At 58.4% G+C, this 19,546-nt stretch carries 23 protein-coding genes; 12 read left to right on the top strand and 11 right to left on the bottom strand.

Annotated features, from left to right (window positions below; translation table 11 throughout):
• Positions 1-16: 16 nt before the first annotated feature.
• A complete protein-coding gene (locus B1781_RS13625) occupies positions 17-1,147 on the bottom strand; it encodes an FkbM family methyltransferase (protein WP_164513394.1) in 1,131 nt (376 codons plus the stop codon).
• 750 nt (positions 1,148-1,897) lie between these two features.
• On the opposite strand from B1781_RS13625, the gene B1781_RS13620 reads away from it, so the two are divergent.
• The 3 genes from B1781_RS13620 to B1781_RS13610 all read left to right on the top strand — a co-directional run bounded on the left by B1781_RS13620 (position 1,898) and on the right by B1781_RS13610 (position 4,538).
• Positions 1,898-2,776 (top strand): glycoside hydrolase family protein, encoded by an 879-nt coding sequence (locus B1781_RS13620; RefSeq protein ID WP_334223724.1) that lies wholly within the window; start codon positions 1,898-1,900, stop codon positions 2,774-2,776.
• Positions 2,777-2,851: 75 nt separating this feature from the next.
• Complete coding sequence (locus B1781_RS13615; protein ID WP_078120181.1) at positions 2,852-3,616, top strand: hypothetical protein; 765 nt, start codon at positions 2,852-2,854, stop codon at positions 3,614-3,616.
• Positions 3,585-4,538 (top strand): capsular polysaccharide synthesis protein, encoded by a 954-nt coding sequence (locus tag B1781_RS13610; protein ID WP_164513393.1) that lies wholly within the window; start codon positions 3,585-3,587, stop codon positions 4,536-4,538. The genes B1781_RS13615 and B1781_RS13610 overlap by 32 nt, the downstream gene beginning before the upstream one ends.
• Before the next feature lie 148 nt (positions 4,539-4,686).
• Here B1781_RS13610 and B1781_RS13605 read toward each other — a convergent pair whose 3' ends face one another.
• The 5 genes from B1781_RS13605 to B1781_RS23200 form a co-directional block, all read right to left on the bottom strand.
• Positions 4,687-5,631 (bottom strand): hypothetical protein, encoded by a 945-nt coding sequence (locus B1781_RS13605; protein ID WP_125932087.1) that lies wholly within the window; start codon positions 5,629-5,631, stop codon positions 4,687-4,689.
• 357 nt (positions 5,632-5,988) lie between these two features.
• Positions 5,989-6,495 (bottom strand): hypothetical protein, encoded by a 507-nt coding sequence (locus B1781_RS13600; RefSeq protein WP_125932086.1) that lies wholly within the window; start codon positions 6,493-6,495, stop codon positions 5,989-5,991.
• Positions 6,496-6,497: 2 nt separating this feature from the next.
• Positions 6,498-7,118 carry a hypothetical protein gene (locus tag B1781_RS13595; RefSeq protein WP_078120177.1) on the bottom strand — a complete coding sequence of 207 codons (621 nt, stop codon included), beginning with the start codon at positions 7,116-7,118 and terminating at the stop codon, positions 6,498-6,500.
• A 6-nt stretch (positions 7,119-7,124) separates the two neighbouring features.
• Positions 7,125-7,871, bottom strand: coding sequence for a MotA/TolQ/ExbB proton channel family protein (locus B1781_RS13590; protein WP_078120176.1), 747 nt, complete (start codon positions 7,869-7,871; stop codon positions 7,125-7,127).
• A gap of 136 nt (positions 7,872-8,007) precedes the next feature.
• Entirely contained in the window at positions 8,008-8,175 is a 168-nt protein-coding gene (locus B1781_RS23200; protein WP_164513392.1) for a hypothetical protein, read from the bottom strand.
• Positions 8,176-8,403: 228 nt separating this feature from the next.
• On the opposite strand from B1781_RS23200, the gene B1781_RS13585 reads away from it, so the two are divergent.
• From B1781_RS13585 to hspQ, 6 genes are all read left to right on the top strand, one after another.
• Entirely contained in the window at positions 8,404-8,544 is a 141-nt protein-coding gene (locus B1781_RS13585) for a hypothetical protein (RefSeq protein WP_334223723.1), read from the top strand.
• A gap of 65 nt (positions 8,545-8,609) precedes the next feature.
• Positions 8,610-9,485 carry a polysaccharide deacetylase family protein gene (locus tag B1781_RS13580; protein ID WP_078120175.1) on the top strand — a complete coding sequence of 292 codons (876 nt, stop codon included), beginning with the start codon at positions 8,610-8,612 and terminating at the stop codon, positions 9,483-9,485.
• Positions 9,482-9,829: an SET domain-containing protein gene (locus tag B1781_RS13575; protein WP_078120174.1), complete on the top strand. Its 348-nt coding sequence runs from the start codon at positions 9,482-9,484 to the stop codon at positions 9,827-9,829. Before B1781_RS13580 ends, B1781_RS13575 begins: the two co-directional genes overlap by 4 nt.
• A gap of 27 nt (positions 9,830-9,856) precedes the next feature.
• Complete coding sequence (gene cmoA / locus B1781_RS13570) at positions 9,857-10,591, top strand: carboxy-S-adenosyl-L-methionine synthase CmoA (RefSeq protein WP_078120173.1); 735 nt, start codon at positions 9,857-9,859, stop codon at positions 10,589-10,591.
• A complete protein-coding gene (gene cmoB, locus B1781_RS13565) occupies positions 10,588-11,577 on the top strand; it encodes a tRNA 5-methoxyuridine(34)/uridine 5-oxyacetic acid(34) synthase CmoB (protein ID WP_334223722.1) in 990 nt (329 codons plus the stop codon). The genes cmoA and cmoB overlap by 4 nt, the downstream gene beginning before the upstream one ends.
• 25 nt (positions 11,578-11,602) lie before the next feature.
• The gene (gene hspQ / locus B1781_RS13560; protein ID WP_078120172.1) at positions 11,603-11,911 is read left to right on the top strand and encodes a heat shock protein HspQ; all 309 of its coding nucleotides are present in this window, start codon (positions 11,603-11,605) and stop codon (positions 11,909-11,911) included.
• 55 nt (positions 11,912-11,966) lie between these two features.
• On the opposite strand, the gene lexA is transcribed toward hspQ, so the two are convergent.
• Positions 11,967-12,590, bottom strand: coding sequence for a transcriptional repressor LexA (gene lexA / locus B1781_RS13555; protein ID WP_078120171.1), 624 nt, complete (start codon positions 12,588-12,590; stop codon positions 11,967-11,969).
• Between the two features lie 79 nt (positions 12,591-12,669).
• Between lexA and B1781_RS13550 the strand changes: the two genes are divergently transcribed.
• Positions 12,670-15,087 carry a DEAD/DEAH box helicase gene (locus B1781_RS13550; protein WP_078120170.1) on the top strand — a complete coding sequence of 806 codons (2,418 nt, stop codon included), beginning with the start codon at positions 12,670-12,672 and terminating at the stop codon, positions 15,085-15,087.
• Positions 15,084-16,259, top strand: coding sequence for a ribonuclease H-like domain-containing protein (locus B1781_RS13545; RefSeq protein WP_078120169.1), 1,176 nt, complete (start codon positions 15,084-15,086; stop codon positions 16,257-16,259). The genes B1781_RS13550 and B1781_RS13545 overlap by 4 nt, the downstream gene beginning before the upstream one ends.
• On the opposite strand, the gene B1781_RS13540 is transcribed toward B1781_RS13545, so the two are convergent.
• The gene (locus B1781_RS13540) at positions 16,245-16,565 is read right to left on the bottom strand and encodes a hypothetical protein (protein WP_078120168.1); all 321 of its coding nucleotides are present in this window, start codon (positions 16,563-16,565) and stop codon (positions 16,245-16,247) included. The two genes, B1781_RS13545 and B1781_RS13540, sit on opposite strands and share 15 nt — an antisense overlap.
• Positions 16,566-16,759: 194 nt before the next feature.
• Positions 16,760-17,002 carry a hypothetical protein gene (locus B1781_RS13535; RefSeq protein WP_125932084.1) on the bottom strand — a complete coding sequence of 81 codons (243 nt, stop codon included), beginning with the start codon at positions 17,000-17,002 and terminating at the stop codon, positions 16,760-16,762.
• Between the two features lie 195 nt (positions 17,003-17,197).
• On the opposite strand from B1781_RS13535, the gene sthA reads away from it, so the two are divergent.
• The gene (sthA, locus tag B1781_RS13530) at positions 17,198-18,589 is read left to right on the top strand and encodes a Si-specific NAD(P)(+) transhydrogenase (protein ID WP_078122061.1); all 1,392 of its coding nucleotides are present in this window, start codon (positions 17,198-17,200) and stop codon (positions 18,587-18,589) included.
• A gap of 39 nt (positions 18,590-18,628) precedes the next feature.
• On the opposite strand, the gene B1781_RS13525 is transcribed toward sthA, so the two are convergent.
• Entirely contained in the window at positions 18,629-18,928 is a 300-nt protein-coding gene (locus B1781_RS13525) for an STAS domain-containing protein (RefSeq protein ID WP_078120166.1), read from the bottom strand.
• A gap of 103 nt (positions 18,929-19,031) precedes the next feature.
• Positions 19,032-19,481 carry a polyhydroxyalkanoate synthesis repressor PhaR gene (gene phaR / locus B1781_RS13520; protein ID WP_078120165.1) on the bottom strand — a complete coding sequence of 150 codons (450 nt, stop codon included), beginning with the start codon at positions 19,479-19,481 and terminating at the stop codon, positions 19,032-19,034.
• Positions 19,482-19,546 lie beyond the last annotated feature (65 nt).

Here is a 19,546-nt window from a genome sequence, read left to right as displayed (position 1 = left end):
TGCCTTGAGCGCTCCGTCAAGGTACCTTGCAGAACAGAATAGTCTCACTCGTATGGGTAGTCGCGTGCCTGAAGTAGAACTCGTAGCCAAGATCAAGTTCATTGATCTGATGGATTATTCCAGAGAAATCACTCATCCCATGGTAGATACTGATCGCCAGTTTGGGCTTGAATCGTCTGAGGGTTTTGACAGCGCCCGCAATCGCGAAGGGTTCAGCGCCCTCGATATCCGTTTTCACCAGATCAACACGATCAAGTTTTTCGCTTTCCACAAAGTCGTCGATCGTTGTTGTCAGGCTCTGACCATCGCTCCCGGGGAAATTCGAAAAATTGACCGTACTCGATGCGCCCTTGTCGGTGTAATACACGTCCAGGTCTGACGTGTCCCACAGAGGCTTTTCGACAACCTCGATGCGTTGACTTAATTCCGGATTCAGGTCCAGATTCTTGCGGAGAATCTCGAGGTTTCCGGGGATGAACTCGAAAACAAAGACTTTGCCACCCGCACCGACCTCGTTAGCGAAATACAAAGCAGTGTCACCATAGCATCCGCCCAGATCCAGAACGGTGTCGCCAACCTCTGGGCCGATACGAATCGCCGCATGCGCTTCCTTGTGACAATAGTGCGGCAGGCAGAACACCGTATGCACCGCACGAGCGTACAGGTACAGTTTTATCGGGTAACCGTAATCCGAGAGATCATGAAGGGGCAGAACCCAGGGCTTGTAGGGTACTTTCAACGCCCGCTCCTTGTCGCCGGCGTCATCCACAGCTTTTCTGGTCGACCAATAATCTGGTGTATCCAAAGGCAACCTGACCTTGACGGCTCCGAGGATTCTATACGCGAGAAGCTGAAGGAATAAATCCTTCGACTGGTCGGTGGCTAGGAGATCGTGGAACTTATCCAGTCTTTCAAAGTAAGGCTGGATGTTCCCATTGACTTTCAAGAAGACGCTGCGAAAAAACCACGGACTGAGGAAAGCAACGTGAAGCAACGTCGGTCGAAAGAGCACTCGCTTCGCCAGGCCTATTGCCTTTTTCTTGAACGGCCTTTTCTGACCTTCGTATAAATTGTTGAACTTGTCTGGATAGTAATTGCGTGCTTCACGAAGCAATCGCTGTTTAAGTAGCTGTTCGAACTTGCTCATTTCCATCTGCATCCGGATCAAGGTTGTGCACTGCCCTGAACACCCGGGCTTCTCAGGCATTATCTTCAACGATAGGCCACAACACCAACATGGCCGCCCTCAGGTCCGAGAAACGCCGATTCAGCCCTTGCGATCATATTCTGCCAATTGATCGCGAACGGTAACTGCCGCATCGACCGGCTACCCGAGGAGAGCGGGTAGCCAAGTCATGAGCCGGGTAGGGCGCGCTGTGAGAACCGGATCTGCGCTGCCGCACCACCTCGTCAACCGGACCATGTCAGGTCTCGCTCGGCACTCCCTCCACGCCAACAACCGAAGACTCACCGGATCATTTCACGTAAGGGCTCGAGATCGCGGCGCGTTGTCGTCATTTGTCGCTTGCTGATATCTTACTCTGGCAGTTCGAGATAGCCTGCCGACGATGACTTTACGCGCTACACGGATTTCCCGCACAACAGCCTCGTGCGTGATGTTGGCGATATTCGGTCGAGTCGGCAAACGCTCGCGGTCGATCGATATCGGAGATTCGTACAATGAACGTGTTTACCGAGGGTTTCGTGCAACACACTCAGGCAAGGCCGACTGGCAACTCGAATCGGGTGCTGTTGAGGCCGGGGATGTCTCGCCGCTCAGAACCTTCTAAGGTCAACGGGTCGCGCAATGCTGGCTAAGTGTTACTTTCTCAGATGGACGCATGCCGTCCGCTATTGGTTGCAAAGGCGACACACAACGAAACCGAGTGTTCGGATAGTGCGCAGCCAGTCCAATCCATTGTTGAGCACGGACTTCAACCCTGAGCTTGGCGACAACATCAACGGCCCATCGGTAATATCCGTTCCGGAATGGCTGCCGAATCCGCTCGGCCGCTACTATCTGTACTTCGCACATCATAAAGGCAAGTACATACGATTGGCTTATGCCGACTCGCTAGACGGGCCATGGCAGGTGTACGCGCCGGGCGTTCTGCACATCGACCAAAGTGATGTTTTCCATGACCATATCGCTTCTCCTGACGTTCACGTCGACGCGGAACGGCGCGAGATCCGCATGTATTTTCATGGGCGCGTTCAGAATAGAAGCGGGCAGTGGAGCGGCTGCGCCACCTCCGTTGATGGTCTGAACTTTGTTTCGCGCGAAGAAGTACTGGGACAGTTCTACTTTCGCGTCTGGCGCTACGGTGGATATTGGTATGCATTGGCGAAGCTGGCCAATACCGGTTGGCAACAAGTGTATCGCTCACAGGACGGCTTTACCGGCTTCGAGGCGGGCGGGATTACCCTTCCGTGCGCACGACATACGGCGGTCGTGCGCCGAGATGACCAATTGTTGGTTTTTTACAGCCGCGTTGGCGATGCGCCGGAGCGAATCCTGTTGTCGACGATCGATTTGACGCAAGATTGGCGGGGCTGGCTCAGCAGTAGTCCAGTCGAAGTGCTGCGCCCTGGCGTCGAATATGAAGGTATCGGGTATCCACTGCGACCTTCCAACTTTGGGGCCGCCACCCGGGTACGGCAACTGCGGGATCCATTTGTGCTTCAACTCGAAGACCAAACGGCCTATCTTTTCTACACCATTTCAGGCGAGATGGGCCTTGCGCTGGCTGAGTTGAAAATCGATGCTGAGTCCTGAAAAACCAGGCAATTCAATAAAAGGTGCAATTGCCATCTTTGTGAATCAGAGGGTGGTCTTTTGCGCAGAATATTGATGGTTCATGGCATGAAGCGAAGCGGCAATCATGCCATCGTCAACTGGCTCGTCGCACAAGGGCAATTTGTCTTTCTGAACAACGTGATCCCCATCGCCCCGGTTTTGCAGGGTATTCGCAGCATCCCCGAGCCGGCGCCCTTCAACAGATGGTTCTTTCGGCAGTTCGGAGTTAAGAACGTCGTGTCAGCATTACGGGCGCGTTGGCGGCTGCGAGAACGGGACCTCATCGTGAGTCTTGAAGACCATGATCTGAATCTCGAGCCGTTTTATGCGGCGCCGGTTCCGGTTCAGGAAATCGTGATTCTCCGGGATCCTGCCAATCTGTTTGCCAGCCGAATCCGTAAGGCTTCTCGGACCGACAATCCGGCATATGCCCGTGAGCCTGGGGAGTTCAACAACCGCGCGGTAAAGCACTGGAAGCAGCATGCACATGCGTTTCTGAACGATGATGCCGAGAGATCAGGGGTGATCGGCATCCTATACGATGCCTGGTGTCAGAGTAGCGCCTATCGGCAAGGTATCTGTGAGCGATTGGGGCTTACGTTTACCGACGCGGGTCTGGACAACGTGCCTGGTGACGGTGGTGGCAGCTCTTTCGAAGGTACTGCATTCGATGGCCGGGGACAGGAAATGGCTGTCACACGTCGGGCGGAAATGCTGGAGCCGCAGGAGCGTGATTTTCTGGAGTCTATACTGGCGGACGAAGAAATGGCGACGTTGAGTGAGAGACTTGAGCGGTACACCCATGAACTCGTCCGCTAAACCGCCGACATCAGTTTCTGCCGAAACAGATACGCAGATTCCGCGACTTATTTGGATGTTGTGGTGGCAGGACATCGAGCATGCCCCCGAGGTTGTGCGCGTTTGTCTAAAGTCCTGGCAGCATCACAATCCGAACTGGAAGCTGGTATTACTGAATCAGCAAAACGTGTTCGACTACGTGAATGCGGAAGATATGCCGGATCTGTCCCGCGAAGATATCTCGATCCAGAAGATGGCGAATCTCATCCGTATCAATCTGTTGAAACAACACGGGGGAGTATGGGCCGATGCCACCAGTTTCTGCGCCAGGCCGCTGGATGACTGGTTGAACGAGGCTGCGCCTAGTGGATTTTTCGCCTTCGCAAATCCGGGGCGTGACCGCAAGCTGTCGAATTGGTTTCTTGCATCGAGCAAACAACATCCACTGATTTCCTCTTTCTGTGCTGCGCACCAAGAGTATTGGCAGCGCAACAGGTTTGACAGACAGAACACGCTCTTCGGCAAGCTCGCAAGTGCTTCTTCCTCGCGTATCGTTTCCGCTTTGCCGTTCCTCGGTGACTTCTGGTTCAGCGATTTCTGCACCCGCTATGTGCGCGTTTATCCATACTTTGTCTTTCACTATCACTTTGCGCTTCTGCTGAGGCAGGATGCTGATTTCGCGCAACAATGGGCTGCAGTGCCAGAGCTTTCGGCGCGCGATGCGCACAAAGTGCTAAAGTTTGGTGTCTATTCGCGCTTGTCCAAGGAGGCCATACGCCTCATCGACGACGTGTGCAGTCCTGTACACAAGCTCAGCTGGAAGGCACCGAAAGAGCGCGGGGATGGAATGACCATACTCGATTACCTAGCAGCCACGCTTTCCACCGAAGGCATCGCCGGCGATATCGACAGCCATGGTGATTCAGGGGATTCGCTCGCTTGAATCTGGCGCTCGCTGAAACCGAAGGGTCAGCGTCGTGCGGCTACCGCAAGCGCATAGCCTCTCGTGATCAGTATCTCCGGCCCTTTGAGTCCAGGTTGATAGCCGAACTTCCTTTCTGAAAGACGAGTTTCGGTGCTCGTTATGTCCGTCAATCGACAACGACCGCGAACGCAAGGTAGTTTTGTTCTCTGCGAAACACCGTAGAAAAGCTGACCAGGACCGATTTCGAATGAGGCTCGTAGATACCGAACCTCGGCCAAGAGATTGTGGTGCTCGATTGGGCGCGAAGGTTTGCAATATTCACAGAGTCGTCGAAAGCATCGGCAGTCGGCATGTCCGTGAAATCGAAGTTGATTTTTCGGAAGCCTATTATTTCTTGGAACCCAGGCATCAATAAACTGAGCATTTCTTTTTGAGAAATACTGATATCTCGAAGGTCCGAGCGACCGACATTTGTGAATACGATACTGAAAATATCGTCGTTCGCAATTACCTTGATTTGCAGCTGCGATGTCTGCTCGTAGCCCATGGCGTCGGAGTCGATTCTGTAACGGTCCATGAACTCGAAAATGTTCCTAGCAGGGGGGGCGGGGGGTCTGAGGAAAGGGAAAGTACGATAAAGCCACATTCGTCGGTGGGTACGGCGACGCAGGTGGTTCTTCGATAGGCCTTCTACGAACTTGCGATGGTTGAGGACGCCTTTTTCGTGTCGATTCGGCTCGCCTTCGGCCTTGAGGTTGAAGCGTCCCCAACGCGGCTGCCATACTCGCTCGATCTCCCTTATCGTTTCTACGATACGGCTGGTTGGGTATTTGCGGGTTACAAATGTCTCGGACATCCATGCTGGGTTCCATTCGGTAAATACGATGGGATCTTGCCCAAACACGAGTACCGAAAAACCCTGAAAGGCATCTCTGTCTTCCCATATCGTCGTTTTCAATCGGAAAAAGAGGATGCCGCGTTCTTCGTCGTAGGCGCACGGCACCCAATCCTGCTCGCGGGCTCTAGGCATCCGGTCATCTGAAATTTTTAGTCCGTTGAAATTCAGATGATGTCGGGGAATCTCAGATAACTTCCTTATTTCGAACGTCACGTAAAACTCCGTTTTCGATCTGCGACGCGAAAGTTTTGAGGCTCTCGCAGAATAATCAATGCCTCGCTTTACGAATTTTCTAGCTGGGGGCTCAAAGTTACAACTGTTGCGATCCATTGGGATGAGGGTGAGCGTTACGTTCGTAGCCGAAAAAACGCGACTTGCGGCATACTGGTTTCTGTTCACACACCGAATTTCTCTTCAAAATCCGGATAGGCAGTAGCCTTCTGCGAAGCTCGACTTGCAGTCACGCAGTCATTTATTGCCTCGGCCGTATCCACTTTCTGAGACATGTTCGAATCAGCGTGAGTCTTCGTCAAAGTTGGTCTATGCCATCAAACCTCTGAATGCCAGACATCACTCATCACTTTTATGCGGCAAAGCCGGCGGCTCTTCGTCGCGAAATCGAACCGACGATATTTGATCGCCGTTCGGTTGGTTCTGATCGGTCGACGTTACTGGACTGCGCCGACCGACCTGCTGTTTTCCCTCAACCTGCCGTTCGCCGGCCGACAGCAGTTCCTGGTGCAAGGCTTTGCCGTACGCCAGTCGGTGTACCCGAGGTTCGTCTCCTTCTTTCGATCTGATCCACAAGAGTATCTGGCCGGCGGTATTGGTGGGTTTGTCCGGTTCAACCACCTCGTAGGCAACCAATCTGAACTCGTCGGGAAGCTTGGCATCGCTGGGCCAGCCTTGCAGGCGATCGAGCAGGTAGTAGTGGCCAATGTAAAAAACGGGCAGCAACGTGAGCGCGGTGATCAGCAGCCAGCGCGGCCGGTACGTTTCGCGAGCGAACAGCAGCCCCAGTAAGGCGAGAGGTACGCTGTACAGCAGGGCTATCGCGAGTTCACTGGGCAACGCCATGCTCATCCCCCTGCATCGAGTGCATAAGGCGTCAGCCGCTTCGGAAGCTGGTTGATCGCTTCGATGGCACCGGTGTTGTCGAGCGTGAATCGCACAACGGTTTGTTCGTCGTCCTGTTGAGGCAGCGCAACCTTGCGCACATAGACGGTCTGTAGCGTCGGGTTCACCTTTTCGACCTTTACCAGGGCCTGGACCGGTAGGGGGTCTGCTGCTGCGTAGTAATACAGGTTGACTGTGTATTCACCGGGAATGATCCCGCGGATCGTGACGACCTCCTGGTTGATGGGATAGACCACCTCTTTGCCGTCGATGATGATGGTGTCGTTGACCTCACCGCGGTCGTCGCGGTCGAGGTGCAGCCAGCCGGCGTCTTTGCGCAGATACGACACGGTATCCCCGATCGGGTCTTGCACCCACAGATCGATGTCGTCTGACAGGTAGTCCGCCCAGGTGACGGAGATGATGTACTCGGCTTTCAGGTTGATCCGGCCCTTGCGTGCGTCCGGGTTCATGAACATGACCGAGACCAGAAACAGAAAGGTGAAGCCGAGCAGGGCATTGAATAACAGATCGATGAACGGATCGGTTGAGCGGTACTGGCGACGTTGCCGGCGACGAGACACGCTCGGTCAGACCTCGAGCAGACGCCGCAGTTGCGAGGTGATATGCACCTCAGCCAGCTCGATGATCTCGGCCATCAGGCGGTCGACTGCACTGTCGAGCAACCGGTATTGAAACCCGAGCAGGATGCCCGCGCCGAGTCCGGTCAGCGTCGTGTACAGGGCGATGCGCATACCGCCACTCATGTTGGTCAGCAGTTGTTGCAGGGCATGGATGTCGACGCTCGATACATGCGCCACCGAGCCCAGCATGAAGATGAAGCCAATCACCGTGCCCAGCAGGCCCAAGCGGATCATCAGGTCGGCAATGAACCAGCCGGTTTCGTGGCCTCGGCCCAGCGTGGTTTCGAGCCGTTCGAGCAGCAGGTCCTGGCTGCACAGCGTGCCGTGTTGCACCGTTTTGTTGGCGAGCAGCAGAACGTGGTGGTGAGCGAATGAATCGCCGGACTCGGCGTCGACGAACCGCAGAAGGTCTTCGTCGCGCTTGTGCTCGAATAGGAGCTGCTTGGTTTGCGCGCGCTGCGACAACTGCATTGCGGTGCACAGTTCGTTTCCCAGTCGCCAAGCGCGTCGGCCGGCATCGAGGCTGGCGATCAGAAACAGCGCGAGGATTACCGCGGACAGGTAGCTGTTGTCGGTGCCGAACAACGCGGCGAACAGGTCGTGGTGGAATGCTGCGAATGCACCGAATACCACGAGACCGAAGAAGATCAACCAGCGGTAGAAGGTGCTGTAAGCCCCGGCGCAATGAGCCATGGAAGACGGGTTACCTGGGTGACACGACTACCGCAGTATAAACAAAGCAGGCGGAGCGGCGTTCAGGGCAATCCGAACGGGTGCAGGAGGTTAGGGTGAGGCAGTCCTTTGCCTCGGGGGTTCTCACCTTGGGTGGTTAGGCACCCAGTGCAAGGGCGAGGACGTAGCCGGCAACGGCGGCCGCGAACACGCTGATCTCGAGGATCGAGCGGGAGCGGTTCTGGCGCATTGCGACGTTGAAATTCATGATGTTGTCGACCTTGCGGCCGTTGAGATCGCGCATCAAGTAAGGGCTGTTATGCATGGTCGCTACCTTCAATGTTCTGTTTACGTTCTCCATATGCTAGCAGCAAAAGAGAACAAAGCAAGAACAATTTGAGGTAAAGAAACGTCAGGGGGTAATCTCCCTAATTGAGACTATGTGGGTATATGCCGTTATACTTATGTCTCAAACTCGCTGGGGGGCGCGGTTTTGAATCAAAGACTCGTTGAGCAATGTGTCGAAAGACTCTGTCAAAAGGGCTGCCGATCGGTGTGGTCCGATATCGATGCATTGGAAGCGGGTAAACGGTTGCCGGAGGCCGCCGGTCTTTCGGCGATGGAAGTCGGCGAGGTGGTCACCGAACTCAAGGCGATCATGGCCGTTTACGAAGGTTCCTGCGTCGCCAACTGACCTTGTCAGCATTTTGTCGGACGTTCACACTTAGCGTTCGTATTCCTAATTAAAATCTCTGTTCCATGCGTGTTGCCTTGCGCATCGAGGTCAGTTCCGTGCGCGGTCTGCGCGAAGGAATCCCGAACCTCTTGCGGTTATTCAGCGAATTTCAGGTTCGCGCCAGTTTCTTCTTTCCCTTCGGTGCCGATTATTCGGGGCGACAGCCGCTGCAGACGTGGCGGCAACGGCAGGCCCTGGGTACGTCGGCACTGGCCTACGGTACCTTGATGCCGGCACCGCCGTTGGCCGAGCTCAGCACGCATTGGATGAAGAACGCCCGCGACAACGGCCACGACGTCGGCCTGCTCGGGCTTTCGCCGCAGCTGTGGCGTATCCGGCTGGGCTATGCCGACGATGAGTGGGTACGCCAGCAAACCGATGAACTGTGGTCGACATACACCGCGGCGCTCGGTGAAGCGCCGGTCGCACTGGCCACGCCCGGGTGGCAGGTGCATCCGGCCCTTATGGGCGCGTTGCAGGGGGCGCGCTACCAGTACTCGGCGATGACGCGCGGTAAGTTCCCTTATCTTCCGTTGTTGCAAGGCAGGCGTTCGTCGGTTCCCGAGATACCGACCACGCTGCCGACCATCGGTGAGCTGCTGCAACAGGCGGATGTCGACGAACACAATGTGCACGAATACCTGTATGCCGAGAGTCGTCACGTGCTGCCGGCCGGTCACGTGTTTGCGGCGAGCGCCGAATACGAGGGCATCCTCGCCCTGCCTTTGATGGAGAAGCTGTTGGTTATGTGGAAAGGTCAGGATGGTTCGGTGCGCGCACTGGCCGACGTACTGAAAGATATCGATACCGCAACGCTGCCGCATCATCAGATCGGCTGGGGCGATGTGGAAGGCGCCGGTTCGCCGATGGCGATGCAGAGCGTGCAGGTGCCTGCATGAGCAAGCAAGACATGCGGGCGACCGACGGGCAACTCAGTGTGGTGGTGTATGTCAGCGAGTCGGGCATTCACGGCAAGGGCGTATTCGCGGCGGCGTCGCTGCGCAAAGGCGACTACATCGGCACCTTCTCCGGGCCGGTCGCCAAGCGCAACGGTACGTATGTGTTGTGGGCCTATGAAACGGAAGACGCCGAAGAAGCGGTTGGCCGTAGTGGCCGCAACATGCTGCGCTTCCTCAACCACGCGCTGCCGCCCAACGCCGAGTTCGACGGTTTCGAACTGTATGCCCGTCGCCGCATCCGACCCGACGAAGAGATCACCATCGACTATGGCTGGCGTGATTGACCTCGTGGCGCGTCGGTTAGAACTGCCATGAGCGATAAGCCCGACCAAGACCGGCTGTATGCCGGCGACGGCCAGTCGGCGAGCGGTGACTTCGTGTTCGACGAGGCCGTTGCCGCGGTCTTCCCAGACATGATCAAGCGCTCGGTGCCCGGCTATCCGGCGATCATCAACATGATCCAGCTGTTGGCGGAGCGCTACGTTCAACCGGGCAGCCGGTTGGTCGACCTCGGTTGTTCACTGGGCGCCTCGACGGTTGCCCTGGCGTTGGGTGCAGGAGAGGAAGACTGCACGGTGGTGGGTGTCGACAACGCACCGGCGATGCTCGAGCGCGCACGCGACAACCTGGCCTCGCGCCATCCGGCAATTGAATGGGTCTGCGCCGATGTGCGCGACTATCCGATCAGTGACGCGTCGGTCGTCGTGCTGAACTTCACGCTACAGTTCTTGCCGCGCGAAGACCGGCTGACGCTGTTGAGCCGCATACATGACAGCCTGCGGCCCGGCGGGATCTTGATCCTGTCGGAGAAGATCGCCGGCCGCGACGAAGCGGCCGATACCTTGCTGACCGAGATGCACCATGCCTTCAAACGTGCCAATGGCTATAGCGAGTTGGAGATCAGCCGCAAGCGCACGGCGTTGGAGAACGTATTGGTACCGGAAACCATGCCCACGCATGAGCAGCGCCTGACGTCGGCGGGATTCTCGCGGGTCGACCTGTGGTTTCAGTGTTTCAACTTTGTCTCGATGGTGGCGCATAAGTGATCGATGCCTCGCAGGTCGCCGCCATGCTGCGTGCGAACGGACTTGAAGCGTGGTCTGAATGCATTACGGTGCAACTCGATCGTGCCTTGGAGCAACAAAGGCACGGCGACTGGGACCGCTGGCAGGATGCCATCGATGGTCTTCCGTCGATCGGTGAGGGCGCTGTGGCCTGTGTCGACGGAGCCATTGCATTGCAGCCCGCGCAAACGCCGGACGCTGCAAAACTTGCTGAGCTGGCGCAACGGTTGAAGGAGATGCATCCCTGGCGCAAGGGTCCGTTTCGTATCGCCGACGTGCACATCGATACCGAGTGGCGATCGGATTGGAAATGGGATCGCGTGTTGCCGCATCTTGCGCCGTTGCAGGATCGCTTGGTGCTGGATGTGGGTTGCGGCAACGGCTACCACTGCTGGCGTATCGCGATGGACGGCGCACGGCAGGTTATCGGTATCGATCCGACCAATGTGTTTCTCGCGCAGTTTCTGACGATCAGAAAACTGTTGGCACCGATGGACGCCGACCTCGCGCAACGCGTCGAACTTCTGCCTTTCGGTATCGAAGACGTACCGGCGAAACTGAAGCGCTTCGATACCGTGTTTTCAATGGGTGTGCTTTACCACCGCCGTTCGCCGATCGACCACCTGTACGAGCTGCGCGATACGCTGCGTCCGGGCGGGCAGTTGGTGTTGGAAACGCTGGTGATCGAAGGTCCCGACGATCAGCTTCTGGTTCCCAAGGGACGCTACGCCAAAATGCGTAACGTGTGGTTCATACCGACGACAGGAATGTTGCATAACTGGCTGGAACGCTGCGGGTTTTCATCAGTCCAAGTAGTAGACGTCACGCCGACCGGCACCGACGAGCAGCGTGCGACCTCATGGATGACATTCGAATCGCTTGCAGATTTTCTCGACCCCGCCGATAACGGGTTAACGATCGAGGGATATCCGGCGCCGAGGCGTGCGGTACTGATCGCTGAGGCCTGATCAACCGGGTTTGGAGACTTGCAAAATGACGGCGAATCCTAAATTTTTTGTCGGACAGATCGTCCACCACAACCGCTTCAACTACCGTGGCGTGATTGTCGACGTCGACGCCGATTTCCAGGGTTCGGAATCCTGGTACGAGCACGTTGCGCGCTCGCGTCCGCCGAAAGACAAGCCCTGGTATCGCATCCTGGTCGACGGCAGTGAACACGAAACCTACGTCGCCGAGCGTAACCTCGCCGCGGCCCCGGACATGGCACCCGTGTCGCACCCGGCGGTTGAAACGATGTTCAAGGGTTTCAAAGACGGCATCTACTTTCCGCAGAAACACTAAGCACACCTTCAAGCGGTGGTTGCGTTAACCGCAACCACTGCCGGCGCTATCCGCTTCAGTGATAGCGCCGCATCTGACCGACCAGCACTCCCTGAATCTGCACCCGCTCGGGTGAAAAATGCATCGGCGACAGGCTCGCGTTGGCCGGATGCAGCACCACTTCGTTTGAACCTTTCTCCAGACGTTTCAAGGTCGCCTCTTCGCCATCGACCAGGGCCACGACGATCTCGCCGTTACGCGCCTGATCGCGGTGTTCGATCACCACCCAGTCGCCGTCGAAGATGCCTTCTTCGATCATCGAGTCGCCGCGCACCTCGAGCACATAGCAGGGGTTGGGCGTGCGTAGCTGCGGCGGCACCTCGATCGTTTCGGGATTGCTGATGGCCTCGATCGGTCGGCCGGCGGCGATGTAGCCGTACAGGGGCAGGGCGTCGTTGTCGGCGCCGACCACCGGCTCGTCGTCTTCCACCAGGCGGATGCCGCGGCGCAGGTTGTTCATCGGTTCGACCAGACCGGCCTCGATCAGCGCTTGGATCTGTTTGTGCAGCGATCCTCGCGACTTGAGCCCGAGTGCATCGCACAGCTCGTCGAGCGTCGGCGGGTGGGCAAACTCGTCGAGGTGTTCGCGCAGGTAGTCGAAGATTTCCTGCTGGCGCCGCGTCAATGTCGGGGGGACCATGCTGTTCTCCCTGTGTTGTCGAAAAGTTCTGAATCTGTTCTATACTGGCCCGATTATAGAACATCGAGAGAACTTTGCCATGTCGGCATTGCCATCGCCGTTACCTGCCGTTGAAGCCGATCCGGTCGACCGCCTGACCGAGCGCCTGAAGTCGCGCTACAAGGACCGCATCTGCGCCGAGCTGACCTTGCCGGCCAAGGCGGCACAGCAATGCCCGTTGCCGGAGTCGCTCGACGCGCGCCTGCGTGCGGCGCTCGCAAGCCGCGGCATCACCCAACTGTATTCGCATCAGGCCGAGGCCTGGGCGCATGCCGAGCAGGGGCGGCATTTCGTGGTAGTAACACCGACCGCGTCGGGCAAGACGCTGTGCTACAACCTGCCGGTGCTGCAGACGGTAGCCAACGGCCAGGGCAAGGCGCTGTATCTTTTTCCGACCAAGGCGTTGGCGCAGGATCAGGTCGCCGAGTTGTTGGCGCTGAACCAGGCGGGCGACCTGGGTGTGCGCGCTTATACCTTCGACGGCGATACGCCGGGCGATGCGCGCAAGGCGGTGCGCACGCGCGGCGACATCGTCGTCAGCAACCCGGATATGCTGCACCAGGCGATCCTGCCGCATCACACCAAGTGGGCGCAGTTCTTCGAGAACCTCAAGTACGTCGTGATCGACGAGATGCACACCTACCGTGGGGTGTTCGGCAGTCATGTCGCCAACCTGTTCCGCCGTCTGAAACGCATCCTGGCGTTCTATGGTGCAAAACCACAGTTCGTGTTCTGCTCGGCGACCATCGCCAATCCCGTCGAACTGGCCGAACGACTGCTGGGCGAGCCGGTGTCTGCGGTCACACGCAGCGGTGCACCGCAGGGCGAGCGTCGCCTGTTGTTGTGGAATCCGCCGGTGATCAATCCCGATCTCGGCATCCGCGCGTCGGCGCGTTCACAGACCAACCGCATCGCGCGCTATGCCACGCGCAGTGGGCTCAAGAGCATCGTGTTTGCGCGCTCGCGCTTGATGGTCGAGGTGCTCACCAAGTACCTCAAGGACGTGTTCGATAAAGACCCACGGCGCACGCCACGCGTGTTTGCCTACCGTGGCGGTTACCTGCCGACGCAACGTCGTGAGACCGAGAAGCGATTGCGCGACGGCAGCATCGATTGCGTGATCAGTACCTCGGCGCTGGAACTCGGTGTCGATATCGGCAGCCTGGATGTGTGTGTGCTGAACGGCTACCCGGGTAGTATCGCCGCGACCTGGCAACGCCTGGGGCGGGCGGGGCGGCGCAATCGCACGTCGCTCGGTGTCATGGTCGCCGGCAGCGAGCCACTCGATCAGTACATCGTGCGCAACCCCGACTTTTTTCTCGGCGCCTCGCCCGAGCATGCCCGCATCGACCCGGACCAACTGCTGGTGCTGCTCGATCACATCCGCTGTGCGGCGTTCGAACTGCCGTTCAAGCCCGGTGAAGACTTCGGCACGCAGGCGTCTTTGAGCGAGTTTCTGCAGTACCTCGCCGATCAGGGCGTGCTGCATCACGAGGGGGATACCTGGTACTGGGTAACCGACGCCTATCCGGCCAACTCGGTGTCGCTGCGCTCGGTGGCCGAGGGTAACTTTCTGGTGATCGACCAGGAACACGACGGACGCCAGATTATCGCCGAGGTCGACTATCACTCGGCGCCCGATACCTTGTACGAAGGTGCGATCTACATGGTGCAGGCCGCGCCGTACCAGGTGGAGTCGCTCGACTGGGAAGGTCGCAAGGCCTATGTGCGGCCGACACGCGCCGACTACTACACCGATGCCGTCGTCTACACGCGGCTGAAGATCCTTGAACGTTTTGCCGAGGCCGCCCTGGCGAAGGCGCGCGTCGCGCACGGCGAGGTGCATCTGGTGCGGCGCTTCGCCGGCTACAAGAAGATTCGCTATTACACCCATGAAAACATCGGCTACGGCAACATCAATCTGCCGGACCAGGAGATGCACACGACCGCCGTCTGGTGGGAGATCAAGCCGGGCGAGCTCGAAGCTGCGCTGCCGTCGCGCCAGATGGCGCTGGACGGCTTTCTCGGTGCGGCCTATGCGATGCATCACGTTGCTGCTTTGCAGTCGATGAGCGAGGCGAGTGACCTCGGGCGTGCGGTCGGTGACGGTGACGGCCGCTGGTTTGCGACGCAGGGCGCCAACGGCCGTGGCCAGATGCGCGATGTGTCGGGTGACGAAGTGGCGCCGGACTTCCAGGGCCAGTTCAGGCCGGCCGTGTTTCTGTACGACAACCACCCGGGTGGCATCGGCTTGTCGGAGCCGTTGTATCAGCGTCAGGCCGGGATCGTGAGCGGTGCGCACGACATGGTGCTCGCCTGCGACTGCCGCTTCGGTTGTCCGGCGTGTGTCGGCCCGGTGCTGGCCAGTGACGAAGAGCGCGGCTACTCGCCCAAGGCCCTGGCGTTGACCGTGCTCGATCTGTTGCGCGGCGATGCAACGGGCGAGCGTCCGTCGTGAGTCTCGCCGGCAAACTCGACCGCTTGCGCGGGCAGGCGCCACCTCGGGCAGCGATGTCGGTTGCCGATCGTTTGCAGCACACCGTGCGCTCGCGCGGCACAGCGCAACAATGTAAATCCTCGGCGAACCTTGCGACGGCGTTGTCGGCCGATATCGAGATCGACGGTGTCGTCGTTCACAGCGCCACACGGTCGATGTGTTGCGATCCGCACGACCTGCCGCTGACGGCGCTGCCCGAGGTCGCGCACCTGCGCGATCCGAACTGGGTATACATCGATACGGAAACCACCGGCCTGTCCGGCGGTGTCGGCAACCTGGCCTTCATGGTCGGCATGGCGCGCTACAACGAAGATGGCACATTGGCCCTGCGTCAGTTCACGCTGGCCAACATGGCCGGTGAGTCGCGCCTGTTGTGCGAGCTGAGTGACTGGTTGGGCGAAGACCCGGTATTGGTCAGCTACAACGGCAAGTGCTTCGACATTCCGCTGTTGGCGGCGCGCCTGCGGCTGCATCGTGTCGATGACGTGTTGAGTGGTGCTGCCCATCTCGACCTGATGTACACGGTACGCCGCGCCTATCGATTGCACTGGCCCGATTGCCGCTTGCAGACCGCCGAACGTGAACTGCTCGATCTGCACCGGCTGAACGACCTGCCGGGTGCCGAGGCACCGGTGGCATGGCGTGCCTGGCTACAACGGGGCGCGACGCGGCAACTGGCGCAGACGCTGGCGCATAACTTTCAAGATGTGCTGTCGCTGGCACAGCTGCACCGCCGCCTGCTGGCCGATTACAACGGCAGCAAACGCACCGGCGTTGATTATGCCTCGATCGGTCGCACCTGGGATGACGCGGGCTACCCACAGCTGGCACTGCAGGTGTGGGAGGGCGCGGCGGACCAGCTCGATGAACGCGGGCAGCTATGGAAGGCCCGACGCTATCGACGCCAAGGCGATTGGCGACGCGCGGTCGCGGTGTGGTCGACGTTGTCGGCAGACGGCAATGCCGAGGCGGCGCTCGAACTCAGCAAATACTACGAACATCGCCGGCGCGATCTGCATGCCGCGATGCATTATGCGGTGCAGTGCGAGACCCATGAACGTCAGACACGCTGTGCAAGGCTGCGCGCCAAGCTCGAACCGGCGCGCCGTCAGCTGCCGCTAATTGCCGTCTGACGCCTCGCCACCGAAGGCAATGAAGTAGCCGGTGCCGTCGGATGCCGGCAGGCAGCGGCTGATCCGGCCGTCGCGGCGCGCCTGCAACAGGCGTCGACCGAGCGGCAGAAACAGGGTCTCGCGGCCGTCGTCGCGTGCGCCGTCGAAGGTGATCAGATAGCTTGCTGCCGATACCTCGGCGGCGAGCAGGTCTTCGACCTTCTCCATCGCCTCATTGGTGGCCAGGCCTTTCAGATCGAGCTCGGCTTCGGCGTCGCCGGGCTTGAAGACCAGTTTCTCCAGCGGATTCTCTTCAAAAAATGGCATCGTTCTCGCAACGGCTTGGGCGTGGACGTTTGATCTGTGGTGCACCGTAGGCGCGACCTGCTTGCGACACAGTGGTGTTCCGTGACTTTGCTTTTTAACAGGTCACGGCAGAACTGTCTAAACGCGAACGCCATGCCTTAAATCGGTGCGCCACGGTCTGGGGCACGCGTTGTGGCGGTGCGAACGGGAGCCAGCTACTGGGTTTCGTCGAGGATGACGAACGACAGGAAGGTAGTGCCGAGCGCCATCGCCATGATGATGCCCGGCGAGGCCTGGATGATCATCATGACGCCGCTGGCGATCCAGATGTTTTTGACGATGCCCTGCTTGCGCCGATAGCGGCGGGTGAACCGACGGCGGTGCGGGTGTTCGTGATCCGGCGAATGATCGTCGGACCATTTGGGAAGCACGTACTTCGAGAGCCAGTCTTTGCGCATCAAAAAACACTCCACTGCCGCATACTGTGGCGGCCAGAAGGGCCTTTTTTGAACTGTAGACCAATTACGCGACCTGCAAATCCGGGCGGTCCCGTATAACCTTCGAAACTGGGCAACGGTAAGCATTGTGTTAAACCATGACGTCCCTACAGTCACTGGGGCATAGTGGCGGGCACAACAACAGGAGTGGATTTGATGCAGGAATACGACGTCGTCGTCATCGGTAGCGGTCCTGCCGGCGAGGGCGCCAGCATGAAACTGGCGAAGGAAGGCAATCGTGTCGCCGTCGTCGAGATGCACGACCAGGTCGGTGGGAACTGCACACACAAGGGCACGATTCCCAGCAAGGCCTTGCGCCATGCCATCCAGTTGTTGGCGGATTACCGCCACCATCCCTTGTTCGAACATACCGTCGGCACGATGGATGTCTCCTGGCCGCAACTGCTCAAGACCGCCGATGAGGTCATCGCCAAGCAGGTCAGCATGCGGCACCGCTTCTACGGCAGAAACTTCGTCGACGTGATCCATGGCCGGGCACGCTTTCTGGATGCCAATTGCATCGAGATCGAAAGGCCGTCGGGCAATGCGCTGCGCGTGCGTGCTAAGCACTTCGTCGTCGCCACCGGCTCGCGCCCGTATCGGCCGCCGAACCTGGATTTCACCGACCCGCGCATTCTCGATAGCGATACCGTACTGGAGCTGACGCATACCCCGCGGCGGGTCACCATCTTCGGCGCCGGCGTGATCGGCTGTGAGTACGCGTCGATCTTCGCCAACCTCGATGTCAAGGTGACGCTGATCAATACGCGTGACAGTCTGTTGTCGTTCCTCGACGACGAGATCACCGATGCCTTGAGTTACCACTTGCGCGATCAGGGCGTCGTGATCGTGCATAACGAATCGATCGACAAGGTCCAATCGACCGATGCGGGTGTGGTCGTGCGCTGCAAGTCGGGCAGGGAGGTGCGCTCGGATGTGCTGTTCTGGGCCAACGGGCGCAGCGGCAACACCGAAGACATGGGGCTGGCCGAGGTTGGGGTGGAGATCAATCAACGTGGCCAGATCGAGGTCGACGAGACCTTCCGCACCGCGGTCGAGAACATTTATGCGATCGGCGATGTGATCGGTCCGCCGGCGTTGGCCAGTGCGAGCTATGACCAGGGGCGTTTCGTCGGTCACCTGATCGCCGACGGCAGTTGCGACTGGCAGCTGCTGGGCGAGTTTCCGACAGGCATCTACACCAGTCCCGAGATCAGTTCGGTCGGCAAGACCGAAAAAGAGCTGACGGAGCAGAACATTCCTTACGAGGTCGGTCGGGCCGACTTCAAGAACCTGGCGCGTGCGCAGATCGCCGGGCGCCGGGTGGGCATGCTGAAGATTCTATTTCACCGCGACACGCTCGAACTGCTCGGCATCCACTGCTTTGGTGAACAGGCTTCGGAGATCGTGCATATCGGCCAGGCCATCATGTCGCAGAAGGGCGAGGCCAATTCGATCAACTATTTCATCGGCACGACATTCAACTACCCGACGATGGCCGAGGCCTACCGCGTGGCGGCGCTCTACGGCCGCAATCGCATCAGTTGAGTGTTCGCCAGCAGGTTGGCTGAGGCGTGAGGCGCGGACTCACTTGATCGTGAACATGCGATCGAATTTCGCGACCTCGAAGATTTTCTTCAGCATCTCGTTGGCGCCGACGATGGTGACCGCGCCGCTCTTGCCGCCGGCATGTTCATGCAGGCGAACCAGCATGCCGAGTCCGGCGCTGTCGATGTAAGGCGTTTTTGAGAGATCGACTACCACCGGTTGGTTGGCAGGGACCTGTTGGTAGGTGGAGCGAAAGGTGCGGTTAAGTTCGAAGACGAAGTCGCCGTCGATCGAGATGGTATGTCCGTCTTTGCTGTTCGAGTAAGAAACTTTCGACATGGGCTGATGTTCAGTGTGACCGATTCCGTTACATGGAATAGGTATAGTCCATTGTTGCCGGCGGTCCATCGGCCGGCTCCGTTTTTTACAGCATCGCCGAAGATCAGGATTCTTTTTTGCGCGTCGTCGAGGCGCTCAGCATGTCTCCCCAGATCTTCATATTCTGCTCGCCCAGTTTCATCCAGTAGTCCATGGGCGTGCCTTCGAGCGCCTTGCCCATCTGTTCCTGAATGTTCTTCTGCTGTTCGCTGAAGAAACGCAGACTGGTGTCGAGATACTCGGCAAAACCGCTTTGCGCCGCCTCGCCGTAGTTGCGAATGAAGCGTGACAGCACGTCCGCCGAAAACAGCGGCTCGCCGCCGGATTCCTGTTCCATGATGATCTGCAACAGGATGTTGCGGGTGATGTCTTCGTCGCTTTGTCGATCGACCACCTTGAAGGGGATCTCCTGCAATACCATCTGCCGGACTTCATCCAAGGTGATGTAACGACTCTCTGTCGTGTCGTAGAGACGACGGTTGGGATACTTTTTTATCAGCCGTTCAGCAGGCATAGTCGGGCACCTCTCGTGCCTTGGTTTATTGCGTTTTCCCTCTGCACGAGAACATTATACGCAAC

The sequence above is a fragment of the Thiosocius teredinicola genome, assembly GCF_002009425.1.
Taxonomy (GTDB): domain Bacteria; phylum Pseudomonadota; class Gammaproteobacteria; order Chromatiales; family Chromatiaceae; genus Thiosocius; species Thiosocius teredinicola.
Note: the sequence above shows the minus strand (reverse complement) of the source record. Positions and strands in the feature narration are given on the sequence as shown.